A 22,240-nucleotide genomic window follows, 5' to 3' on the forward strand; every position below is an offset into this window, starting at 1 on the left:
GCAACCCGTTGCGGCATGGCCCGTCTGGGTAGCGCCGATCGGGGCGACCGGACAAGTCCATCCCACCCGCTTCCGGCCGCGCCGCCGCTACCCGGAGCGAGAACCGGCGCCGCCCGGGCAGACGTCCGCCAGCCGGCGCACCTCGTCCGGCGTCATCCCGCCCTCCCGCAGCGCGCGCAGCGATTGCGAGCCGATCGACTTGGACAGCTTGCGCCCCTCGCCGTCGAGCAGCAGCCCATGATGGGTGTAGAACGGCGCGGGCAGGCCGAGCAGGCTCTGCAGCAGCCGGTGCACGGACGTCGCCGCCCTCAGATCCGCGCCGCGCACCACATGGGTCACGCCCTGCAGCGCGTCGTCCACCACCACGGCGAGGTGATAGCTGGTCAGCATCTCCTTGCGAGCGATGACCACGTCGCCCCAGGCCAGCGGATCGGCCGCGACCGTCGTCTCACCCGATTCCGGCCAGCCGATCTCCCGCCAGTCCAGCGGCCCGGCCAGCGCCGCCGCCCGCTTCATGTCGAGCCGCAGCGCATAGGGCTCCCCCGCCGCCTGCCGCCGCGCCCGTTCCTCCTCGCTCATCGTCGCGCGGGAGAACGGAAACAGCGGCGCCTCGTCCGGGTCGCGCGGCCAGCCCGGCCGCTCCGCCACCGCGCGGCGGATCGCGCCCCGGCTCTCGAAGCTCGCATAGACGAGGCCCATGCCGGCGAGCCTCTCCAGCGCCGCCCGGTAGTCCGCCATGTGCTCGGACTGCCGGCGCACCGGCGCCTCCCAGGCGAGGCCCAGCCAGGCAAGATCCTCAAGGATCGCCGCCTCGTATTCCGGCCGGCAGCGCGCGGCATCGATGTCCTCGATGCGCAGCAGCAGCCGCCCCCCGGAGGCGCGCGCCATCGCGTCGTTGATCAGCGCCGAGCGCGCATGGCCGAGATGCAGCAGCCCGTTCGGGCTCGGCGCGAAGCGGAAGGTGGGGCGGATGCTGTCGTTCATCGCCCGCTGGTGTAACGCCTCAGAACTGGCGCGCCACCATCATCTTCTTGATCTCGGCGATCGCCTTGGCCGGGTTCAGCCCCTTCGGGCAGGCCTTGGCGCAGTTCATGATGGTGTGGCAGCGATAGAGCCGGAACGGGTCTTCCAGGTCGTCCAGCCGGTCGCCGGTCGCCTCGTCGCGGCTGTCGATCAGCCAGCGATAGGCCTGCAGCAGCGCCGCCGGACCGAGATAGCGGTCGCCGTTCCACCAGTAGCTCGGACAGGAGGTCGAGCAGCAGGCGCACAGGATGCACTCGTAGAGCCCGTCGAGCTTCTCGCGGTCGCCGCGCCCCTGCCGCCATTCCTTCTCCGGGGCCGGCGTCTCGGTGTGCAGCCAGGGCTCCACCGAGGCGTGCTGGGCGTAGAACTGGGTGAGGTCCGGCACCAGGTCCTTCACGACGGGCATGTGCGGCAGCGGATAGATCTTCACCGCCGAGGCGTCCACGTCGTCCATGCTCTTGAGGCAGGCGAGCGTGTTGGTGCCGTCGATGTTCATCGCGCAGGAGCCGCAGATGCCCTCGCGGCAGGAGCGGCGGAAGGTCAGGGTCGGATCGACCTTGTTCTTGATGTAGATGAGGCCGTCCAGCACCATCGGGCCGCAATCGTCGCGGTCGACGTAATAGGTGTCGACGCTCGGGTTTTTCCCGTCGTCGGGGTTCCAGCGATAGATGCGGTACTCGGTCAGCCGGTTGGCGCCGGCGGGCTTGGGCCACACCTTGCCTTCGGTGATCTGCGAGTTCTTCGGCAGGGTCAGCTGGACCATGGCGGAAGGTGTCCTTCGAAGACGGCTCTCGAAAAGCGAAGTCCCGCCCGCGCCGGATGCGCGGGCGCTCGGGTCAGTAAACGCGCTTGCGCGGCTCGATGTACTGGATGTCGTTCGACAGCGTGTAGGTGTGCACCGGGCGCTCGTCGAGCGTCACCGCCTGCTTGTCGAAATCGACGAAGGCCAGCGTGTGCTTCATCCAGTTGGCGTCGTCGCGCTCGGGGAAGTCCTCGCGCGCATGGGCGCCGCGGCTTTCCGTGCGGGCGGCCGCGCTTTCCATCGTCACCGTCGCCAGCGCGATCAGGTTATCGTACTCCAGCGTCTCGATGAGGTCGGAGTTCCAGATCAGCGAGCGGTCGGTCACGTCGATGTCGCTCGTGCCGGCGAACACCTCGGCGATCAGCTTGCGGCCTTCCTGCAGCACATCGCCGGTGCGGTAGACGGCGCAGTTGTTCTGCATCACCTTCTGCATGGAGAGGCGCAGCTCGGCCGTCGGCGTGCCGCCATGGGCATTGCGGAAATGGTCGAGGCGCGAAAGCGCCAGCTCGGCGGAGTTCGCCGGCAGCTCGGGCTGCTTGTCGCCGGGGGTGAGGATGTCGGCGCAGCGCAGCGCCGCCGCGCGGCCGAACACCACGAGGTCGGTCAGCGAATTCGAGCCGAGCCGGTTGGCGCCGTGGATCGACACGCAGGCGCATTCGCCTACCGCCATCAGGCCGGGCACCACATGGTCCGGGTTGCCGTCCTTCTTGGTGACGACCTCGCCGTGGAAGTTCGTGGGAATGCCGCCCATGTTGTAGTGCACGGTTGGCAGGACCGGGATCGGCTCCTTGGTCACGTCGACGCCGGCAAAGATCTTCGCGCTCTCGGAAATGCCCGGCAGGCGCTCGTGCAGGATCGCCGGGTCGAGATGGTCGAGGTGCAGGTAGATGTGGTCCTTGTTCTTGCCGACGCCGCGTCCCTCGCGGATTTCCATGGTCATGGAGCGGGAGACGACGTCGCGCGAGGCGAGGTCCTTGGCGGAGGGGGCGTAGCGCTCCATGAAGCGCTCGCCCTCGGCATTGGTGAGGTAGCCGCCCTCGCCGCGCGCGCCCTCGGTGATCAGGCAGCCCGAGCCGTAGATGCCGGTCGGGTGGAACTGCACGAACTCCATGTCCTGCAGCGGCAGGCCGGCGCGCAGCACCATGGCGTTGCCGTCGCCGGTACAGGTGTGCGCCGAAGTGGCGGAGAAATAGGCGCGGCCATAGCCGCCGGTGGCGAGGATCACCGTCTGCGCGCGGAAGCGGTGCAGGGTGCCGTCGTCCATCTTCAGGGCGACGAGGCCGCGGCAGCGGCCGTCATCGTCCATGATCAGGTCGAGCGCGAAATACTCGATGAAGAATTCGGCCGAATGCTTCAGCGCCGCGCCGTAGAGCGTGTGCAGGATGGCGTGGCCGGTGCGGTCGGCGGCGGCGCAGGTGCGCTGCGCCGGGCTCTTGCCGTAGTCGATCGTCATGCCGCCGAAGGGGCGCTGGTAGATCTTGCCTTCCTCGGTGCGCGAGAACGGCACGCCCCAGTGCTCCAGCTCGTAAACGGCGGCCGGCGCGTGGCGCACGAGATATTCGATGGCGTCCTGGTCGCCCAGCCAGTCCGACCCCTTCACGGTGTCGTACATGTGGTAGCGCCAGTCGTCGGTGCCCATGTTGCCGAGCGAGGCGGCGATGCCGCCCTGCGCCGCCACCGTGTGCGAGCGGGTCGGGAAGACCTTGGTCACGCAGGCGGTGCGCAGCCCGGCTTCCGAGCAGCCCACCACGGCGCGCAAGCCCGCGCCGCCAGCGCCCACCACCACGACGTCATAGGTGTGATCGGTGATCGGATAGGCGGCGCCGTTCACCGAGGCGCCGTCGGCGGCGCCATTGGCGGAGATGGTCTCGGCCATCGGTCCCTCAGCCTCCGAAACTGATCTTGAGGATGGCGAACGCCCCGGCGCTGCCAACCGCGATGGTGAAGAAGGTATTGGCGATGAGCGCGAGCACCTTCACGCCCTCGGAATGCACGTAGTCCTCGATCACCACCTGCATGCCGATGCGCATGTGGAACGTCACCGAGAACAGCAGCAGCAGCAGCACGATCGCGACCAGCGGGTGGCCGAGCGTCGCGACGGTCGCCGCGTGCCCCTGCCCCGCCACGCAGATGACGATCGGCAGCGCGATGAGGATCAGGATGAGGTTGGACAGCGCGGTCACGCGCTGCAGCCAGAAATGGCCGGTGCCGGAGCGCGCCGAACCGAGGCCGGCAACCCGCCGGCGCGGGGTGCGCATGGAAGAACCGGAAGAGGTACTCATGCTTCAGCCCTTCACCAGCCAGATGGCGATCCAGAGCAGCACGGTCAGCCCGATCGAACCGCCGATCGTCAGCTTGGCCATCAGCTCGCGCGCCTCCGGGCCGAAGCCCGCGCCGGTGTCCCAGATGAAATGACGTATGCCGCCGATCGCGTGATGGATCAGCGCCCAGCTGTAGCCGACCAGCACGATGAGGCCGATCCAGCTGCCGTAGATTCCGTTCACGAGGTCGAATGCCTCGGGAGAGCTCGCGGCGGCGATGAGCCAGATCACGAGCAACAAGGTGCCAAAATACAGCGCCACGCCGGTGATGCGGTGCACGATGGACATCATCATCGTCAGCATCGGGCGGTAGATTTGCAGATGCGGGGAAAGAGGCCGCTCGGCCGCTCCTGCCATGTCGGTGTCCCAGATCACTCAGGAATATGTTGTGTGCGTAGCGGAAACGATTGCAGTTCGCAATCATTCCAAAGGTGGCGTCTATCGTTCCTCCCGCAGCGCCCATTGTCCCGGTTGCGCCGCAGCAACCCACCCTAGCCCAACGGCCGGGTGCCGCGCATCCCCCTATCGTCGGTATTCGGACGCCGGGCCGGACCGGCGCCAACCGGTGCGATGACGGGGCGTTAACCATCTTCGCCATTTAATTGGCGAAAATCCGCCGTCTGAATGGGTTTCCGCGAAACCCGCCGTGTCGAGGTTGCGTAGCTTATGCATTTCGCGAAACCCAGCTTCCTGATCGGCGCATTGTTCGCGGCCTCCCTCGCGCTCGTCTGCGCCATCGCCCCGGCGCGGGCCGCCGACACGGTGCGCACCGTCGTCTCCGGCGGCATCAAGCGCGAATACATTCTGCACATCCCCAAGGGCGCGCCGGAGGGGCCGAAGCCGCTGGTGATCGCCCTGCACGGCGCCCTCCAGCCGGCCGGCATGATGCAGCGCTACCTCGACCTCGACGCGGTGGCCGACCGCGAGGGCTTCGTCGTCGCCTATCCCAAGGGCCTCAATCTCCTGTGGAACGACGGGCGCAGCTCCATCGCCGGCTTCCTGCCGCTGCTGCACCGGCGCGACGACGGCCGCTTCGTGCTCGACGTGCTGGACCGGCTCGCCGCCGAGGGCATCGCCGATCCCGGCCGCGCCTATCTCATGGGCTTCTCGAATGGCGGCTTCCTCACCGCCTTCGTCGCCTGCCGCTATGCCGAGCGATTCGCCGCCTATGCCGCGCTGATGATGACCGTGCCGGTCGGCTACGCACAGTCCTGCAAGCCCTCGAAGCCGGTGCCGATCCTGCTGATGAACGGCACCTACGACCCCATCGTGCCGATGTTCGGCCGTCCGACGCCCGGCGCCCGGCTGATGTCGGCCTCGTCCACCGCCTCGCTGTTCGCCCGGCTCGACGGCTGCGCCGCCCCCCAGCAGACCAGCGCGCCGCATGCCCGCATCTGGCGCTGGGAGCGCTGCGCGCCGGGCGCGGCGGTCGCCTATTACGAGATCGCCGGCGGTCACCAGCCGCCCTCGCAGTCGACCGGCGCGGTCGACGCCCTCGCCAGCGTGCTGCTCGGCCCGCGCCGCAGCGGCCTCGACGCGCCGCAGGAGATCTGGGCCTTCTTCAAGCGCTTCGGCGGCCCGAAGCCCGTGCCCGGCCGCATGCCCGAGGCCGCCGAGCCGCTGGTCGCCGCCGCTTCCCTGTCGCCCACTCCATTGGCGTCCCGCTCCACCACCGCCCTCGCCATGGCGCCGACGCCGGCTCCCGCCGCCGATGCCGCGCCCATCCTGCGCAACCCGGATTCGCCCGCCACCGCCTGGCAGGGCATCGCGCCGCAGGATGGCGACGCGCCGGCCGGCAATGGGCAGGCCGCCTCCCACACCTCTGCCGCCTCCCGCGTCGCCACCGCGGTACCGCTGCCGCCCCCTTCGCCCCTGCGCGAGCGCGCCGCGATCCCCCGGTAAAACCCCGCACGCCCCGCCAATCGCCCGTCCCGCCATGCTTTTGCCGTGAGCCGCGGTCTAGATCGCCGTCCCGTCACCGGCGCCGGGCGATTCGTCGTGCCGGCGGGTTGACGGCATCGGCCGTGGACGGCATCGTCGCCGCCCTGCCCCGCCCGGGGGTAAGACCGAACCACACATCGTCGCGTCCGCCCCGGCGGACGCCAAGTCGCACAGGCGCCCGGAGCCGGCATCGGCCGCCACCGGGACGTTGGGGAACGCGGGGAAGCTTGTTGGAGACCAGACGCGGACCAGCAGGCGGAAGACATTCGCATGTCGCGGCGTTCGACCTCGGCGACGAGCCCCCGCTCGGCGTCGACGGCGATGCCGAGGAGCCGATCAACCGCCGCCGCATCTCGATCCGCTGGCTGATGGCCACGCTGCTGACCGGCATCTGCGGCGCCGCCCTGATGGGTGGCGCGGTCTATGCCGCGCTCGACGGCGAGTACCGTTTCGCCCAGACGCCGGAAACCGTGCGCTCCGCCCTGCGTGGCGCGCTGGCCGCGGGCGAGCGCCCCTCCAACGTCGCCCGCAAGGGCGACCGCATGTCGATCCTCTCCGAGAGCTTCAGCGCCCGCCAGACGCTGCGCCTCGCCACCACGGCGAAGGACGGCGACCGCGAGGTGATCAAGGTCCGCGCCGTCACCAAGGTGGCGAGCAACCTCGCCCAGTCGGTCACCTCCGCCTCGGTCGACGTGCCGCGCTTCAACCCGGCCAAGCTGATCGCCGAATCCTCCGATGCCGGAGACGCCGATGCCGGGCAGGCCGAGCCGACCGGCGACCTGACCATCGTCGTGCGCGACATCTCCGACCTGCCGCCGAGCACCCGCTTCGCCGCCGAGCTGCCGATGGAAGACGTGCTGATGAAGGTGCGCGAGAGCGCCGAATTCAGCCTGCCGGCCGCCGACAGCCGGGCGCCCGTCCTGCCCGGCCTCGGCGCCATGGCCTACGCTCCCTCGGGCGCCGCCGATCCGCTCAACGCGCTGCAGCAGCCCGAGAACGTCTCCTCGGTCGGCAAGTCGGCGGAGGACGCCTCCGGCGGCAATGACTGGTCCGAGCGCACCGTCGTCGCCAAGGCGGGCGACACCGTCGCCTCCATCCTCGCCGATCTCGGCGTCTCCCGCGACAACGCCCGCGCCGCCGCCGCCGCCTTCGGCCCGCGCGAATTGCAGGGCCGCCTCGCCGCCGGGCTGCGCCTGAAGGTGCTGCTCGACAACACCAGCGGCGAAATTATGCCGGCGCGCATCGCCGTGTTCGGCGACAGCGGACACCAGGGCACGGTCGCGCTCTCCGATCTCGGCCGCTACCTGCCGGTGCAGGAAACCGCCGACATGCAGGTCGCCGACGTCGCCCCGGACGACGCCGACGAGGAAGGCGGCGGGCGCATCACCCTCTATGACAGCATCTGGGAGACCGCGCTGCGCCACGAGGTGCCGCGTCCCGTCATCGAGAGCATGATCCGCGTCTATTCCTTCGACGTGGATTTCGAGCGCCCCGTGCGCGCCGGCGATTCGTTCGAGGTGATCTACGAGCCGGACGAGGCGGGCGGCGCCGGCGGCGTGCTGTTCGCCGGCCTCACCGTGGGCGGCGAGGAGCGGCGCTATTACCGCTATCAGACGCCCGACGACGGGCTGATCGACTTCTATGACGAGAACGGCAAGAGCGCGAAGAAATTCCTCGTCCGCAAGCCGCTCTCCGGCGGCATCATGCGCTCGGGCTTCGGCATGCGCCGCCACCCGATCCTCGGCTACAGCCGCCTGCATTCGGGCGTCGACTGGGCCGACCGCACGGGCACGCCGATCTATGCCGCCGGCAACGGCACCATCAAGAAGGCCGCCTGGACCTCCGGCTATGGCCGCCGCATCGAGATCCAGCACGCCAACGGCTACGTCACCACCTATTCGCACCAGTCCGGCTTCGCCAAGGGCATCCGCGAGGGGCTGCGGGTCCGTCAGGGCCAGCTCATCGGCTATGTCGGCTCCACCGGCCTCTCCACCGGCGCCCATCTGCACTACGAGGTGCTGGTGAACGGCCGCTTCGTCGATCCCATGCGCATCCGCCTGCCGCGCGGCCGCGCCCTCGACGGACGGATCCTCGTCGGCTTCGAGGACGAGCGCGAGCGCGTCGACACGCTGCTCAATCACGGCCCCGCCGCCCGCGTCGCTTCCGGCGGCTCGAGCGACGACGGCACCAACTGATCCGGCCGCCGATGCTCGACGGCCCGCGCGTCTCCCCCCGTTCCGGCAAGCCGGCAACGTCCCTCGTCGTGCTGCTGCACGGCTACGGCGCCGACGGGCGCGACCTGATCGATCTCGCGGACTACTGGGGCCCTCTGGTACCCGACGCCGCCTTCGTCTCCCCCCACGCGCCCGAGCCGCTCGCCATCGGGCCGGTCGGCCGGCAATGGTTCGGCTATGTGGAGCGCGACGACCGCGAGCGCTGGATCGGCGTGCAGGCCGCCCACCCCGCGCTCGACGCCTTCCTCGACGCCGAGCTGGCGCGTCTCGGCCTTCCCGGCTCGCGCCTCGCGCTGGTCGGCTTCAGCCAGGGCACGATGATGGCGCTCCACACCGGCCTGCGCCGTAAGGTCGCCCCTGCCGGCATCGTCGGCTTCTCCGGCATCCACGTGCTGGCGCCGGAGCGCGCCATGGCGGAGTTCGACGCGCAGATCACCAGCCGCCCGCCGGTGCTGCTGATCCATGGCGATCTCGATCAGGTCGTGCCGCCGGTGGCGTTGCCCCGGGCGGTGGAAAGCCTTCAGGCGCGGGGCATCACGGTCCGCGCGCACCTGTCCAACGGCCTCGCCCACGGCATCGACCGGACGGGGCTGACGCTCGCCGGCAACTTCCTCGGCGAAATCCTCGCCTGACCGGCGCCGGCGCCCCGCTGCGTCCCGCACGCCTCACCTCGGCGCGCATCGCGACGGAATGCATGCAGGCGCTTCACAAGATTGACACGCTACATATAGACTATCGCCGTGCGTCGAGCGGCGCCGATTCAGCCGTTGGCGGCGCTTCAAGCAGGGAGCGAGCGTTGACGGCGACTTTGTCTCCGGGTGCCTGGCCTGCCCTCGTGCTCAACGCCGATTACCGGCCGTTGAGCTACTACCCGCTGTCGGTCTGGTCCTGGCAGGACGCGATCAAGGCCGTGTTCCTCGACCGGGTGAACATCGTCGAATATTACGAGCGGCAGGTCTCCAGCGCCAATTTCCAGATGCGCCTGCCGAGCGTCGTCTCGCTCAAGGCGTTCATCCGACCGGCGCGCCAGCCCGCCTTCACCCGGTTCAACGTCTTCCTGCGCGACCGCTTCACCTGCCAGTACTGTGATTCGCGCGACGACCTCACCTTCGATCACGTCGTCCCGCGCTCGCGCGGCGGCCAGACCACCTGGGACAACGTCGTCGCCGCCTGCTCGCCCTGCAATCTGCGCAAGGGCAGCCTGATGCCGGCCGAGGCGCACATGATCCCGCGCCAGCGCCCCTTCCAGCCGAGCGTCTTCGACCTGCACCAGAACGGCCGCCACTTCCCGCCGAACTACCTGCACGACAGCTGGGTCGACTATCTCTACTGGGACACCGAGCTGGATCCGTGAGGCTCGCCGAGCCTCCCCGCAAAGGAACAACGTCATGGCCGGGCTCGTCCCGGCCATCCACGTCTTTCAGTCGCTGGCCAGTCCCTGATCGTGGATGCCCGGGACGAGCCCGGGCATGACGGCGAGCCTCAATCGCGCGCGGCGGCGCCCCACATGGCGACCACGGTCAGCGCGGCGGCGATGAAGGCGTTGTAGCCCGCCAGCGACAGGCCGAAGAGCCGCCACGGCGCCTCGTCGCAGCGCACCACGCGCGCCTGCTGGAGCTGCGAGAGCAGGTCGCCGGACTGCAGCGCCGGCCCGGCGCCGGAGCAGGCGGTCGGCCCCGCCCACAGCCCCCATTCGACGCCGGAATGATAGATGGCGAGGAACGTCCCGAGCGCCATCAGCATGCCGGCGAGGCCGAGCGCGACGCGCGCCAGCCCGGCTCGGCCGCCGGCCGCCGCCAGCACGCCGAGCAGCGCGACCGGCACGCCGACATAATAGGGAATGCGCTGTTCGAGGCAGAGCGGGCACGGGGCGAGCCCGACCACGAGCTGGAAATACCAGGCCCCCGCCAGCGTGCCGGCACCCATCACCGCGACGATGAGCCCCGCCGTGACCAGCCGGTTGCGCACCGCGGACGAGGGAGGGGAAATGGCGGACGGCGTGTCGGTCATGGCGGGCCCCGGTCTGGAACATTCGCGCTACAACTAGCCGCTGCCGGCTTCGGCGCAAATGACGAAGATCATCACGTGTGAGCCATCTCCGGCCGGGCGCCGTCCCGGCAGCCGTCAGTCGGCCAGCGCGAAGCGCAGCGCCCGCGCCATCGCCGCCGGTAGGATGGAGGCGTGGTCCTCGCCCGCCATCAGCTCGAAGCGCACCTGCGCTCCCGGCCCCAGTTCCTTCGCCGCCCGCGCGGAATAATCCCGCGCCCGGTCCACCATCGCCCGGCGCGCCCGGCGCGCCGCCATCTCGCCGGCCTCCGGCCGCGCCGCCTGCCAGGGCGAGAGCGCTTGTTCCCATTCGCCGACCATCACCGCGAGACAGGGCGGCGCCGCGCGTTCCGCCGCGAGCCCGGCGACCAGCCGCGCCTCGTCCCACCAGATGGACGGGCTGACCGCGACGTAGTTGCGGAAGGCATGGCCATCGCGCGCCATCACGTCGAGCGTGAACCAGCCCGCCAGCGAATGGCCGAACAGCGTCTGCCGCGCCGGATCGACCGGCAGCTCGCGCGCGATGCGCGGCTTCAGCGTGTCCTCGATGAAGGCGAGGAAGGCGTCGCGCCCGCCGGTCGCCCGCTCGCCGCCCCGTCCGCCCTCGGCCCCCGGCCCGGCCGTGTAATCGAAGCTGCGGCGGGCGCGGTGGTCCTCGCCCTCGGGATAGCCGATGCCGACGATCACCGCCTCGCCGATGCCGGTCGCCTGCGGACGCACCGCGCCGCGCCGCATCACCTCGGTGAAGGTGGCGAAACCCGCATTGGCGTCGAGCATGAAGACGACCGGAAAGCCCGCCGCCGGCGCCGCCCCGCGCGGCCGGGCGAGGAAGATCCGCCACGCCTTCCCGCCGCCCTCCGGCGCAAGGTCGAACCATTCGGCATCGGGCAGGGTGACGGGGTTCATCGGCTCGGGTCGCGCTGGGAGACGGAAGCTTCGGGCGGATCGACAGCAAACAGACGCACGTCATGGCCGGGCTCGCCCCGGCCATCCACGTCTTTGCCCCAATACCGCGCCGCCGCCAAGGCGTGGATGCCCGGAACACGCCCGGGCATGACGGTGTTGATGCAGCTGCGGACCAAAGGACCGCAGCCGGACAGGAGACGTCCGCCAAAATGGAACCGCTCTAAGGAATTTCCTTTCCGTGGCAGGAACTTGACCCCTCCTCCGGGGTCATGCAGAACCCTTGTCATGAGCGAGCTTTCCCCACACGCGCAAGAACTCGCCGCCTATGCGCGGCTGGTGCGTCGGCGGGTCGCCATCGTCGCCGGGCTCGGCGCCCTCATGCTGGTGGCGCTGCTCTTCGACATCGCCACCGGTCCCTCAAACCTGCCGCTCGGCGACGTCGTCACCGGCATCCTCCACCCCGCCGCCCTCGACGCCCCCGCCCGCGTCATCATCTGGGACGTGCGCCTGCCCTATGCGCTGATGGCGGTACTGGTCGGCGCCGCGCTGGCGCTCGCCGGGGCGGAGATGCAGACCATCCTCAACAACCCGCTGGCGAGCCCCTTCACGCTCGGCGTCTCCTCCGCCGCCTCCTTCGGCGCGGCGCTGGCGCTGGTGCTCGGGGTGGGGCTACCGCTGCTGCCGGCGGACTGGAACCTGCCGGCCTTCGCCTTCCTCTTCGCCTTCGGCTCGGTGCTGCTGCTGCAGTCGCTGGCCGGCCTGCGCGGCACCGGGGTGGAGACGCTGGTGCTGTTCGGCATCGCGCTGGTCTTCACCTTCAACGCGCTGGTGGCGCTGGTGCAGTTCGTCGCCAGCCAGGAGGCGCTGCAGCAGCTGGTCTTCTGGAGCATGGGCAGCCTGTCGCGGGCGAGCTGGGGCAAGCTCGGCGTGCTCGGCCTCGTCACGCTCGCCGTGGTGCCCTTCTCGCTCAAGGCCTCCTGGCGGATGACGGCGCTGCGCCTCGGCGAGGACCGGGCCCGTTCGTTCGGCATCTCGGTGGCGCGGCTGCGCTTCTTCTCGCTGCTGCGGGTGAGCCTGCTGGCGGCGACCTCCGTCGCCTTCGTCGGCACCATCGGCTTCATCGGGCTGGTGGCCCCGCACATCGCCCGCCTGCTGGTCGGGGAGGACCACCGCTTCTTCCTGCCGGCCTCGATGCTGGCCGGCGCGGTGATCATGTCGCTCGCCTCGGTGGCGTCGAAGACCCTCGTGCCCGGCGCGCTGCTGCCGGTGGGCATCGTCACCGCGCTGATCGGCGTGCCCTTCTTCATGGCCCTCATCTTCTCCCGGCGGGAGCGTCTGTGATGCAAGGAACTGGTGAAACCTTGCTGCAGCTCCACATCGGCAGGCTCTCGGTCGGCTATGGCCGCCGCCGGATCATCGAGGCGCTCGACCTCCCCGCCCTGGAAGGCGGCACGGTGACGGCGCTGATCGGCCCCAACGCCGCCGGCAAGACCACGCTGCTGCGCGCGCTCGCCGGCCTCGTGCCGGCGAAGGGCTCGATCCGCCTCGACGACGTCGAGCTCACCGGCCTCTCGGTCGCCGGCCATGCCCGCCACGTCACCTACATGCCGCAGGCGCTGCCCCAGCGCGTGGCGCTCACCGTGTTCGAGGCGACGCTTTCGGCGCTGATGTCCTCGCGCGGCGACGCACTGTCGGCCGCCGGGGCCCATGCACGCGCGCTCGACGCGCTGGCGCGGCTCGGCATCTCCGATCTCGCCATGCGCGGCCTCGACGAGCTGTCCGGCGGCCAGCGCCAGCTCGCCAGCCTCGCCCAGTCCATCGTCCGCGAGCCGGCCGTGCTGCTGCTGGACGAGCCGACCAGCGCGCTCGACATCCATCACCAGCTGCGCGTCATGCAGCTCGTGGCGGAGCTGGTGCGCGAGCGTTCGATCATCGTCGTCATCGTGCTGCACGACATCGCCCAGGCCGCCCGCTACGCCCAGCGCGTCGTCGTCCTGCAGAACGGCGCCGTCGCCGCCGACGGTACGCCGGAAGCGGCCATCACCCCGGAGACGCTGGCCCGCGTCTACCGGGTGGAGGCCCGCGTCGAGCGCTGCTCGCACGGCTTCCTGCAGGTGATCGTGGATCGCGCGGTGTAGGCGAACCTCAAAGGATGGTCAGTACAGCGCGCCCGGATGAGCATCCTTCGAGGCCCGGCAAAACGCCGGGCACCTCGGGATGACGGCGCTCGAGAAAGCCCTGTCAGCCCTCTTCTTCCCCTCTCCCCGACGGGGAGAGGGCCGATCACCCCCGCAACGTCGCGCCGCCGTCGATATAGAGGTCGGCCATGGTGACGTGGCCGGCCCGGTCGGACAGCAGGAACACCACCGCGTCGGCGATGTCGTCGGGTGTCGCCAGCTTGGCCAGCGGGATGCCCGCCTTGAAGGTCTCCGGCGAGCCGGCGATCACCCTTGCCGCGCCGTTCCCGTCCGCCCACATGCCGGTCTGCATGGGCGTCAGCGTCGAGCCGGGGGCGACGATGTTGCAGCGTATGCCGAGCGGCGCCAGCTCCAGCCCGAGGCAGCGGGTGAACATGGTCGCCGCCGCCTTGGAGGCCGCATAGGCCGACATGGCGTGGCGCGGAATGCCCGCCGCGTTGGAGCTCACCGTCACCATGGCACCGCGCTTGCGTGCCTGCATCGCCCGCGCCACCGCGCGGCTCACCCGGAAGACGCCGGCGGCGTTGATGTCGAACACCCGCTCCCACTCGGCGTCGGAGAGCCCCACCACCGGCTCGTAGGAGAGCACGCCGGCGACATTGGCGAGCAGGTCGATCGGCCCCACCTCGCGCTCGACGCGCGCCACCAGAGCGTCGACCGCCTCGGTCGAGCGCACGTCGAGAAAGGCCGGGACGACGGCATCGCCGAGTTCCGCGGCGAGCGCGCTCACGCCCGCCTCCTCCACGTCGCCGGCCACCACCCGCACGCCCTCGGCGTGGAGCTGGCGCACCACCGCGGCGCCGATGCCGCCCGCGGCTCCCGTCACCAGCGCAACCTTGCCGCTCAGACCGCTGTCGCGCATGTCGCGTCTTCCTTCCTGTCGGCGTCGTCGAGCAGGTTCGAGACGACCGGCGCGATGAGCGCCGTCGCCTCCGGCCCGGTGAGATAGGCGTGCAGCGCCGGCACCTCGACCACCTCGACGCGCCCCGCATAGGGCCGCCACTGGTCGGGCGTCAGGTCGCGCCCCTGATGGTCCAGCGCCGCGCGGAAATGGGTGAGCGTGCCGTCAAAGCGCCGGTGGAAATGCCCGCGCACCAGCCGGTTGTTGCCGGCCACCACCCGCACCACGCCGTCGAGCGCGGCATCCGGCAGCCGGCCGAGCGGGCTGTCGGAGGCGCGCAGGAAGGCGAGCACGGAGGCCCGGTTCAGCGCCAGCGCCGGCAGCCGGTCGGGGTCGTGGCCGGCAATGGCGAGCAGCGCCTTCAGCGCGCCGTCCTCGCCGGGGTCCGGCTCGCCCCGCCAGACGTCGGCGGGGTAGGAATCCAGCATCGCTACCACCCCGACCGCCGCGCCGAGCTCGCGCAGGCGCACCGCCATCGCCTGCGCGATGATGCCGCCGACCGACCAGCCGAGAAGGTGATAGGGGCCGTGCGGCCGCACCGCCCGGATGCGCTCCACATAGTCGGCGGCCAGCGCCTCCAGGCTTTCCGGCGTCGCGACATCGGGCGCCAGTGCCGGCGCCTGCAGGCCGTGAACCGCGCGCCGGGGATCCAGCGCCCGCGCCAGCCGTCCATAGCACCAGGCGATGCCGCCCGCCGGATGGATGACGAAGAGCGGGGGCCGCGAAACATCGCCCTCCGCCAGCGTGATGAACGGCCCGAGGCCGGCATCGCCGGCCCCCTCCTCGGCGTCGATCAGCCGGGCGAATCCGGCCAGCGTCGGCTGGGCGAACAGCGCCCCGAGCCCGGGGTCGCGACCCCATTCCTCGCGCACCCGCAGCAGCAGAGCGACCGCCGCCAGCGAATCCCCGCCGAGGGAGAAGAAATCGTCCTCGGCGAAGACCGGCGCGGCGAGGCCGAGCTGCTCGGCGAACAGTGCGGCGAGCCGCGTCTCGGTCGGCGTCTGCGGCACGCGCGCGCCGGTGCCGGAAAAATCCGGTGCCGGCAGGGCGGCGCGGTCGAGCTTGCCATTGGCGTTCACCGGCAGCGCCTCAAGGCTCACGAAGGCCGCCGGCACCATGTAGTCCGGGACGCGCGCGGCCACATGCGCCTTCAGCGCGGAAAGGTCGGCGCCCGGCTCGGGCACGACATAGGCGACGATGCGCTTGGCACCCCCATCCTCGCGCGCGAGGATGCCCGCCTGCCGCACGAGGCCGGAGGACATCACCGCCGCCTCGATCTCGCCCAGCTCGATGCGCAGGCCGCGGATCTTCACCTGATGGTCGGAGCGGCCGAGGAACACCACCGCCCCGTCCGGTCGCCACAAAGCGAGGTCGCCCGTCGCATAGATGCGCTCGCCCGGCCGGAAGGGATCGGGAAGGAAGCGCTCGGCGGTCAGGTCCGCCCGGCCGAGATAGCCGCGCGCGAGCTGCATCCCGCCGAGATGGAGATGGCCGGGCACGCCCGGCGGCTGCGGTCGGTTCCGCTCATCGAGCACATAGAGCCGCGTGTTCCACACCGGGAATCCGATCGGCACCGGCAGCGAGCGGTCCCCCTCGCCCGCCGGCCAGTAGCTCACATCCACCGCCGCCTCGGTCGGCCCGTAAAGATTGTGCAGCTCAGCCGTGAGGGTGCGGTGGAAGCGGTCGCGCAGGTCCGCCGGCAGTTCCTCGCCCGAGCAGAAGACGCGTTTGAGCGACAGGCCCTGCACGCTCGGCTCGGTGAGGAAGGCGGCGAGCATGGACGGCACGAAATGCGCGGTGGTGATCGCCTCCTCGCGGATGATCCGTGCCAGCGCCACCGGGTCGCGATGCGCCTGCGGCGGCGCGACGACAAGGCAGGCCCCAGTGAGCAAGGGCAGGAAGAACTCCCACACCGAGACGTCGAAGGTGGCGGGCGTCTTCTGCAGGATGCGGTCGGCGGGGGAGAAGCCGTAATGCACCCGCATCCATTCCAGCCGGTTGACGATGGCCCGGTGCTCGATCACCACGCCCTTCGGCTCGCCGGTCGAGCCGGAGGTGTAGATCACATAGGCCGCGTCTTCCGGCGCGGGACCGGCGAGCGGCGTGCCGGCAAGCGAGGCGCCCGAGGGAGACGCCGGCCAGTCGCCGGGCGTCAGCACCTCGGCCTTGCCGGCGAAGCGGGCGGCGTCCTCCGCCCGCGCCAGCACGAGGCGCGGCCCGGCCGAAGCGAGGATGCGGTCGATCCTCGCCTCGGGCTGGGCGAGATCGAGCGGGAGATAAGCGAGCCCGGCGCGCAGGATGGCGACCAGCGCCACCACCAGCTCGAAGGAGCGCGGTAGTGCGACTGCAACGATGCTACCCGTCGCATTGCTACTGTCGCTGCTACGCTTTTTGCTACTGTTTTTGCTACCCTCCCGGAGCCGCTCCGCCAGCGCCCGGCTGCGCGCATCCAGCGTCGCATAGTCCATGGTCGCGCCGGCGAAACGCAGCGCCGGCGCGTGCGGCGTCGCCCGCATCCGCGCCTCGATCAGCGCCGCCAGCGTCGTGTCGGGCACCGGGTGATCCGTCGCGTTGAGAGCGAAGATATGCCGGTGCGCCTCCTCCGGCGTCGCCGTCGGCACCTCGGCGAGCGAGCCTTCCGCAGCGCTCGCTACCTCGATGAAATGCTTGAGCCGCAAGGCGTTGGCCTCGACGACCTCCGGCGGATAGAGGTCGGGATTGGCGTCCACCTCCAGCCGCAGCCCGTCCGCGCCGTGCAGGCGGAAGGTGAAGGTGATGTCCTCCACCGGCCCGGTCGAGAGCACCTCCAGCCGGCTCTCCAAGCCCTCGAAGCGCGGCGTCTCGTCGAAGGGCAGCAGGTTGATCAGCGGCCCGTGCAGCCGCCGCTGGCCGCCGATCAGCTTCAGGTCGCGGCGCAGCTGCTCGGAGCGGTACCGGCCATGCCGCCGGGCACGGGTGAGGCTCCTCGCCACCGAACCAAGATATTGATCTATATCGTCTTCTTGGGCATCGACGCGCAGCGGCAGCACGTTCATCAGCATCGCCGGCACCCGCGCCGCCGCGCTGCCGAGCCGCGCCATGAACGGCACGCCGAGAACGATTTCAGTCGTCCCAACATGCCGCCGGACATAGGCGGCGGCGAGCGCGGTGACGACATCCGGCCAGGGGATGTTCGTCCGCTCTCCTATCGCCCGCAGCCGGGCGAAGGCGTCGGCGTCGATTTCCACCGCCCGGCGATGGAAGCTCGGCGCGCTCACCGGATTACCCGCGGCGAGGCTCGCCACCTCCGGCTTGTCGGCGAACAGTTCGCGCCAGTAATCGCCGTCCTTCACCCGCTTGTCGGAGGCCCGATAAGCCGCGTCCTCGGCGAAGGCCGTGGCGATACCGGGCAGCGGCGCGCCGGCCTCTCCCCCGCGCTGGCGGGCGTTGTAGAGGTCCGCCACGCGCTGGGTGAGCAGGATCATCCCGTAGCCGTCAATGGCGAGGTGATGGATGCGCTGCTGCCAGATGAAGCGCTCCGGCCCGAGCACGAAGAGCCGCTCGGCGGCCAGCTTCTCGCGCGTCGGGTCGAGCGGGGTGGCCATGTCGCGGGCGATGTCGGCTTCCGCCGCTGCGAACGGATCGGCAGCGCCAGAAACGTCAACGATTTCCAGCATCGGACGCTGCGCGGGATCGACGACCTGCAGCGGCCCGGACGGGTCGTCGACCATGCGCAGCGCCAGCGCATCCGACTCCGCCACCGCCTGCGCCAGCGCCGCCTCGAAAGCCGGCCGGTCGAGCGGGCCCTTCAGCTCGATATATTGTCCGGTATTGAAGAGCGGGTTCGCCGGGTCGAGCCGCTGCGCATACCACAGGCCCGACTGCGCCTCGGTGAGCGGATGCGCCTCGCCGGGCCGGTCACGCATGATGTCAGCCGCCCCGCGCGCTCTGCTTGGCGCTGACCAGTTCCCACCAGCCGTCGAGCGTCGGCTTCTCCGCGAACTCGGAGAATTCGAGGTCGAGCCCGCCTTCGCTCCAGGCCAGAACGAGGTTCATCGCCCGCATGGAATCGAGGCCGAGATCGATCAGGCTGTCCTCGCCGCCGATCTCCTCGGGGTCCTCGTGCAACATCCTTGCGATATCCGCGCGCATCTTCTCGCGCGTAACCGCCGCCGCAGGGGCGACAATGCGCTTGATGTCGCCGGGTTCGATGGCCATCACAGCACCTCCAGTATCTGCGCGGTGGCGAGCGGCACGCCGCACACATCCGCGACATAGGACAGAGCGAGGTCGTGCCGGGCGCGCGAGAAGTCGGCCAGCGCGTCCGCCGCCAGGAAGGGTTCGATGTCGCGCATGAAGGCGTCGGCCGCGGTGAGCGTGCAGCCGATATGGGCGTAGACGCCGCAGATGATCAGCTGGTCGCGGCCGCGCGCGCGCATCAGCGTCTCCAAATTGGAGCGCTGGAAGGCGCTGTAGCGGTGCTTCACCAGCGTGAAGTCGCCCGGCTCCGGCGCCAGCGCCGTGACGATAGGCTGGTGCTCGGGCGCCGCGCTCATGCCCGGTCCCCAGAGGTCGGCCTGAAGGCCGCGGTCCCGGCGGTCCTGATCGCCTTCCTGCGCGGTGTAGAACACCGGCACGCCCTCCGCCCGCGCCGCTTTCGCCAGCGCCGCAACGTTGGCGATCACCGGCGCGATGGGTGAGGCGTCCGACGGGAAGATCCGCAGGAAATAGTTCTGCATGTCGTGGATCAGCAGCGCCGCCCGCTCACGCTCCAGCTTCCACGGCGCACGCGGCTTCGGCAACTCGTCCGCACGCGGCAGCTCGTAGGGGGCAACGGTCGGCAGCCCCGGTTTGGCAGTCATGCTCACTTCTCCGCCTCGACGGCTTCGAGGAAACGGCGGCGCAGGCTGGCGCGCAACTCCTTGCGGCTCACCTTGCCCACCGCCGTGGTCTCGAAGGCGTCGACGAACACCACCTGGTCCGGCACCTTGAAATCGGCGAGCCCGCGCGTGCGCATCCACGCCTTCAGCGCCGCCGCCTTCGGCTTCTCGCCCTGCGGGATCACGAAGGCGCAGGAGCGCTCACCGAGGAACTCATCGGGGAGAGAGACCACCGCCGCGTCGAACACGCCGGGATGGGCGAGGAGATGGTCCTCGATCTCCTCGGCAGAGATCTTCTCGCCGGCGCGGTTGATGTGGTCGGTCGCCCGCCCCTGCACGACGAGATAGCCCTCCGGCGTGCGCTTCACCACGTCGCCGGTGCGGTAGAAGCCGTCGGCGGTGAAGGAGCGGGCGTTGGCGCCGTCATTGTTGTGGTAGGCGCGGATCGTATAGGGCCCGCGCGTCAGCAGGTTTCCCGCCTCGCCCTCGGGCACGGGGTTGCCTTCATCGTCGAGGATCAGCACCTCGTCGGCGGCGCTGATCGGCCGGCCCTGCGTGGAGACGATGATCTCCTCGGGATCGTCGAGACGTGTGTAGTTCACCAGCCCCTCGGCCATGCCGAACACCTGCTGCAATGTGCAGCCGAGCACCGGCTTTACCCGGCGGGCGGATTCGGTGAGGAACTTGGCGCCGCCGACCTGCAGCACCTGCAAGGACGAGAGGTCATGCGTCGTGCTCGGCGCCGCCTGCAGCCAGAGCAAGGCGAGGGGCGGCACGAGGCCGGTGATGGTCACGCCCTCGCGCGCGATCAGCGGGAAGGCGACTTCCGGGCTCGGCGAAGGGGCGAGCACCACGCGCGAGCCGGCATGGAGCGCGCCGAACACGCCGGGCGAAGACATGGGGAAATTGTGCGCGACGGGGAGCGCGGCAAGATAGACGCTGTCGGTGTTCAGCTTGCAGATCTCGGCACTGGCGCGGAACGAATAGATGTAGTCGTCATGCGTGCGCGGGATGAGCTTGGAGAGCCCCGTCGAGCCACCGGAAATCTGGAGAAAGGCCACGTCGGACGGATCGGCGTCTTCCGGCAGCGGCGCGGCGCTGTCGGGAAAGGCATCGAGCGCGATGAACGGCCCGCCGTCGCCAACCACGACGATATGTTCGACCTCGGGCACCTCGCGCCGCACCTCTTCGGCCAGCCCGCGATAGTCGAAGCCGTCATGCCGGTCGGCGACGATGTAGCCGCGTGCTTCCGCCGTGCGGGCGAAATGCACGATCTCGACGATGCGGTGGGCCGGCAGCGCATAGACCGGGATGAGCCGGGCGCGGAACAGGCCGAACACCACGGAGAGGAACTCCGGGATGTTGGGGAGTTGCACGACTACCCGGTCGCCGGGCTTGAGGCCCAGCGCCAGCAGGCCGCGCGCGACTTTTTCGGCGCGTTCCTCAAGCTCGCTGAACGTCCAGCGGTGCTCGCCGCCGACCACAGCGACATGGTCTGGCAATTCTGCCGCACGGGCGCGCAGGAAGGAAGAGAAGGTCTCACCACGCCAATAGCCCCTGGCGCGATAGCGGGCGGCGAATTCTTCCGGCCAAACCTGCGACAGCGGCTTCACGCCTGCTCCTCCGAACGCACGCGGCCATGCTCGTCGATGCCGAGCGCACCCAGCAGGGCGGCGAACTTGGCCGAGGTCTCTTCCCCTTCGGCCACGGGGTCCGAGCCGGCCACGATGCCGGCCCCGGCAAAGAGCCGCGCCTCGCGACCGGCGATCTCGGCACAGCGTATGGCGACGTGCCAGGCACCATCGCCCGCGGCATCGCACCAGCCGACCGCGCCGGCATAGAAGCCGCGCTCATAGCCTTCCAGCTCGGCGATGGCACGGGCGGCGGCAGCGCGCGGCGTACCGCAGACGGCGGGCGTGGGATGCAGCAGCGCGGCAAGATCGAGGGCCGATGTGGCGGCATCGCGCAGCCGGCCCACGATGCGCGTACCGAGGTGCCACATGCTGGCGGTGGCGGCGAGCGCAGGCGCCTCGGGCGCGGCAAGCTCGGTGCAGTAAGGGGCGAGCAGGTCGAGGATGGCGGTGACCACCTCCCGGTGCTCGCGCCGGTCCTTCTCCGAGGCGAGCAGCCCCTCGGCGGCGGCGCGGTCGGCGGCATCCTCACAGGCCCGCCGTGCCGAGCCCGCCAGCGGGTGCGAGACGACCCTCGCGCCTCGCTTGGACAGCAGCAGCTCTGGCGTCGCCCCGACCAGCGCCCGAGACGCTTCGCCGGAGCCCGCCGCCACCAGCGGCACGCAGAAGGCGGTGACGCTCGCATCCTCCGACAGCGCGCGCAGCAGGGCGCTGGCGTCGATCGCCCGGTCGGCCAGAAGCCGCAGGCTGCGCGAGAGCACGATCTTGCGTAGCCCTTCCTCCCGCCGCGCCATGCGCGAAAGGACCTCGGCGACGGCGGACTCATAGGCCACGAGAGACGGTTCGGGCGTCACCTCCCAGCGTGGCGGCGGAGCTGCCCCACGCACCAGAGAAGGCGGCGGGAAGGCCGCGGCGAAGCAGGAGCGGCCGGCGCTGCGCGACAGCTCCGCCGGCCGGTAGAGATGGGGCGCAGCCGCTCGGTCGAAGGGCAGCGCGCCGACCACGAGGCGCGGACCGGCGCCCCCGGCCTCGATGAGGGCCCGCGCCCGCTCGCCGAGCGGCGACGGACCGTCCTCGACAAGGCCGAGGCAGCCCCGCCCGACGAGGGTCTCCTCACCGGAGACGAGCGCGAACGGCAGGGCGGGGGCGAACGGTGCCGCCTCGGCAGCCGCCTTCTCCGCCGCATCACACATCCGCATCGCTCCGTGGGGGACCGTCATCGGGCATCCGCGCTCCGGCCGGTCGTCAGGGCTTGATCAGCGTGACGGTGTCGCCGAAGGGATCGACCATCGGCACGGGGCGCGGGCGCTGCCCCTCGCCGCCGGGACCGGCCGGCGGGGCACCGGCAGGCGCGGCCGCCTGCTGCGCGGCGGGAGCC

General features: G+C 70.7%; 19 protein-coding genes. 6 read left to right on the top strand and 13 right to left on the bottom strand.

Translation table 11 applies throughout. The features are described 5' to 3' along the window. Nucleotides 1-87 precede the first annotated feature (87 nt). From gluQRS to sdhC, 5 genes are all read right to left on the bottom strand, one after another. Nucleotides 88-984 (bottom strand): tRNA glutamyl-Q(34) synthetase GluQRS, encoded by an 897-nt coding sequence (gluQRS, locus tag STARVERO_RS16120; RefSeq protein WP_159600024.1) that lies wholly within the window; start codon nucleotides 982-984, stop codon nucleotides 88-90. A gap of 19 nt (nucleotides 985-1,003) precedes the next feature. After that, nucleotides 1,004-1,786, bottom strand: a complete 783-nt coding sequence (locus STARVERO_RS16125) for a succinate dehydrogenase iron-sulfur subunit (RefSeq protein ID WP_144340923.1) — start codon at nucleotides 1,784-1,786, stop codon at nucleotides 1,004-1,006. A 73-nt stretch (nucleotides 1,787-1,859) separates the two neighbouring features. Then, complete coding sequence (sdhA, locus tag STARVERO_RS16130) at nucleotides 1,860-3,701, bottom strand: succinate dehydrogenase flavoprotein subunit (RefSeq protein ID WP_144340924.1); 1,842 nt, start codon at nucleotides 3,699-3,701, stop codon at nucleotides 1,860-1,862. Nucleotides 3,702-3,708: 7 nt separating this feature from the next. Beyond that, a complete protein-coding gene (gene sdhD, locus STARVERO_RS16135; protein WP_144340925.1) occupies nucleotides 3,709-4,107 on the bottom strand; it encodes a succinate dehydrogenase, hydrophobic membrane anchor protein in 399 nt (132 codons plus the stop codon). Between the two features lie 3 nt (nucleotides 4,108-4,110). Further along, nucleotides 4,111-4,503: a succinate dehydrogenase, cytochrome b556 subunit gene (gene sdhC, locus STARVERO_RS16140; RefSeq protein WP_144340926.1), complete on the bottom strand. Its 393-nt coding sequence runs from the start codon at nucleotides 4,501-4,503 to the stop codon at nucleotides 4,111-4,113. A 309-nt stretch (nucleotides 4,504-4,812) separates the two neighbouring features. On the opposite strand from sdhC, the gene STARVERO_RS16145 reads away from it, so the two are divergent. The 4 genes from STARVERO_RS16145 (at nucleotide 4,813) to STARVERO_RS16160 (ending at nucleotide 9,675) form a co-directional block, all read left to right on the top strand. After that, nucleotides 4,813-6,048: a CE1 family esterase gene (locus tag STARVERO_RS16145; protein WP_159600026.1), complete on the top strand. Its 1,236-nt coding sequence runs from the start codon at nucleotides 4,813-4,815 to the stop codon at nucleotides 6,046-6,048. A 269-nt stretch (nucleotides 6,049-6,317) separates the two neighbouring features. Beyond that, nucleotides 6,318-8,282, top strand: a complete 1,965-nt coding sequence (locus STARVERO_RS16150) for a M23 family metallopeptidase (protein WP_159600028.1) — start codon at nucleotides 6,318-6,320, stop codon at nucleotides 8,280-8,282. Between the two features lie 11 nt (nucleotides 8,283-8,293). Next, nucleotides 8,294-8,953 carry an alpha/beta hydrolase gene (locus STARVERO_RS16155; RefSeq protein WP_159600030.1) on the top strand — a complete coding sequence of 220 codons (660 nt, stop codon included), beginning with the start codon at nucleotides 8,294-8,296 and terminating at the stop codon, nucleotides 8,951-8,953. A gap of 164 nt (nucleotides 8,954-9,117) precedes the next feature. Next, on the top strand, nucleotides 9,118-9,675 hold the full coding sequence (locus STARVERO_RS16160; protein ID WP_186291783.1) for an HNH endonuclease: 558 nt from the start codon (nucleotides 9,118-9,120) through the stop codon (nucleotides 9,673-9,675). A 128-nt stretch (nucleotides 9,676-9,803) separates the two neighbouring features. On the opposite strand, the gene STARVERO_RS16165 is transcribed toward STARVERO_RS16160, so the two are convergent. Together STARVERO_RS16165 and STARVERO_RS16170 are read right to left on the bottom strand one after the other, a co-directional pair. Then, on the bottom strand, nucleotides 9,804-10,331 hold the full coding sequence (locus STARVERO_RS16165; protein WP_200837840.1) for a disulfide bond formation protein B: 528 nt from the start codon (nucleotides 10,329-10,331) through the stop codon (nucleotides 9,804-9,806). A 114-nt stretch (nucleotides 10,332-10,445) separates the two neighbouring features. Continuing rightward, nucleotides 10,446-11,273 (bottom strand): alpha/beta hydrolase, encoded by an 828-nt coding sequence (locus STARVERO_RS16170; RefSeq protein ID WP_159600032.1) that lies wholly within the window; start codon nucleotides 11,271-11,273, stop codon nucleotides 10,446-10,448. A 285-nt stretch (nucleotides 11,274-11,558) separates the two neighbouring features. Between STARVERO_RS16170 and STARVERO_RS16175 the strand changes: the two genes are divergently transcribed. Together STARVERO_RS16175 and STARVERO_RS16180 are read left to right on the top strand one after the other, a co-directional pair. Next, complete coding sequence (locus STARVERO_RS16175; RefSeq protein ID WP_144340932.1) at nucleotides 11,559-12,614, top strand: FecCD family ABC transporter permease; 1,056 nt, start codon at nucleotides 11,559-11,561, stop codon at nucleotides 12,612-12,614. A 20-nt stretch (nucleotides 12,615-12,634) separates the two neighbouring features. Further along, entirely contained in the window at nucleotides 12,635-13,411 is a 777-nt protein-coding gene (locus STARVERO_RS16180) for an ABC transporter ATP-binding protein (RefSeq protein WP_244616789.1), read from the top strand. 145 nt (nucleotides 13,412-13,556) lie between these two features. Here STARVERO_RS16180 and STARVERO_RS16185 read toward each other — a convergent pair whose 3' ends face one another. From STARVERO_RS16185 to STARVERO_RS16210, 6 genes are read right to left on the bottom strand one after another with little or no spacing between them, the layout of a single operon-like run. Beyond that, complete coding sequence (locus STARVERO_RS16185) at nucleotides 13,557-14,333, bottom strand: 2,3-dihydro-2,3-dihydroxybenzoate dehydrogenase (protein ID WP_159600036.1); 777 nt, start codon at nucleotides 14,331-14,333, stop codon at nucleotides 13,557-13,559. Beyond that, nucleotides 14,315-18,277 carry a non-ribosomal peptide synthetase gene (locus tag STARVERO_RS16190; protein WP_159600038.1) on the bottom strand — a complete coding sequence of 1,321 codons (3,963 nt, stop codon included), beginning with the start codon at nucleotides 18,275-18,277 and terminating at the stop codon, nucleotides 14,315-14,317. The genes STARVERO_RS16185 and STARVERO_RS16190 overlap by 19 nt, the downstream gene beginning before the upstream one ends. Before the next feature lie 4 nt (nucleotides 18,278-18,281). After that, entirely contained in the window at nucleotides 18,282-18,569 is a 288-nt protein-coding gene (locus tag STARVERO_RS16195) for a phosphopantetheine-binding protein (protein WP_144340936.1), read from the bottom strand. After that, nucleotides 18,569-19,213, bottom strand: a complete 645-nt coding sequence (locus STARVERO_RS16200; protein WP_159600040.1) for an isochorismatase family protein — start codon at nucleotides 19,211-19,213, stop codon at nucleotides 18,569-18,571. Before STARVERO_RS16200 ends, STARVERO_RS16195 begins: the two co-directional genes overlap by 1 nt. A 2-nt stretch (nucleotides 19,214-19,215) precedes the next feature. After that, nucleotides 19,216-20,844 carry a (2,3-dihydroxybenzoyl)adenylate synthase gene (locus STARVERO_RS16205; RefSeq protein ID WP_159600042.1) on the bottom strand — a complete coding sequence of 543 codons (1,629 nt, stop codon included), beginning with the start codon at nucleotides 20,842-20,844 and terminating at the stop codon, nucleotides 19,216-19,218. After that, nucleotides 20,841-22,055, bottom strand: coding sequence for an isochorismate synthase (locus tag STARVERO_RS16210; protein ID WP_159600044.1), 1,215 nt, complete (start codon nucleotides 22,053-22,055; stop codon nucleotides 20,841-20,843). The genes STARVERO_RS16205 and STARVERO_RS16210 overlap by 4 nt, the downstream gene beginning before the upstream one ends. Between the last annotated feature and the right edge of the window lie 185 nt (nucleotides 22,056-22,240).

The organism is Starkeya nomas (assembly GCF_902703545.1).
Lineage (GTDB): Bacteria > Pseudomonadota > Alphaproteobacteria > Rhizobiales > Xanthobacteraceae > Ancylobacter > Ancylobacter moscoviensis.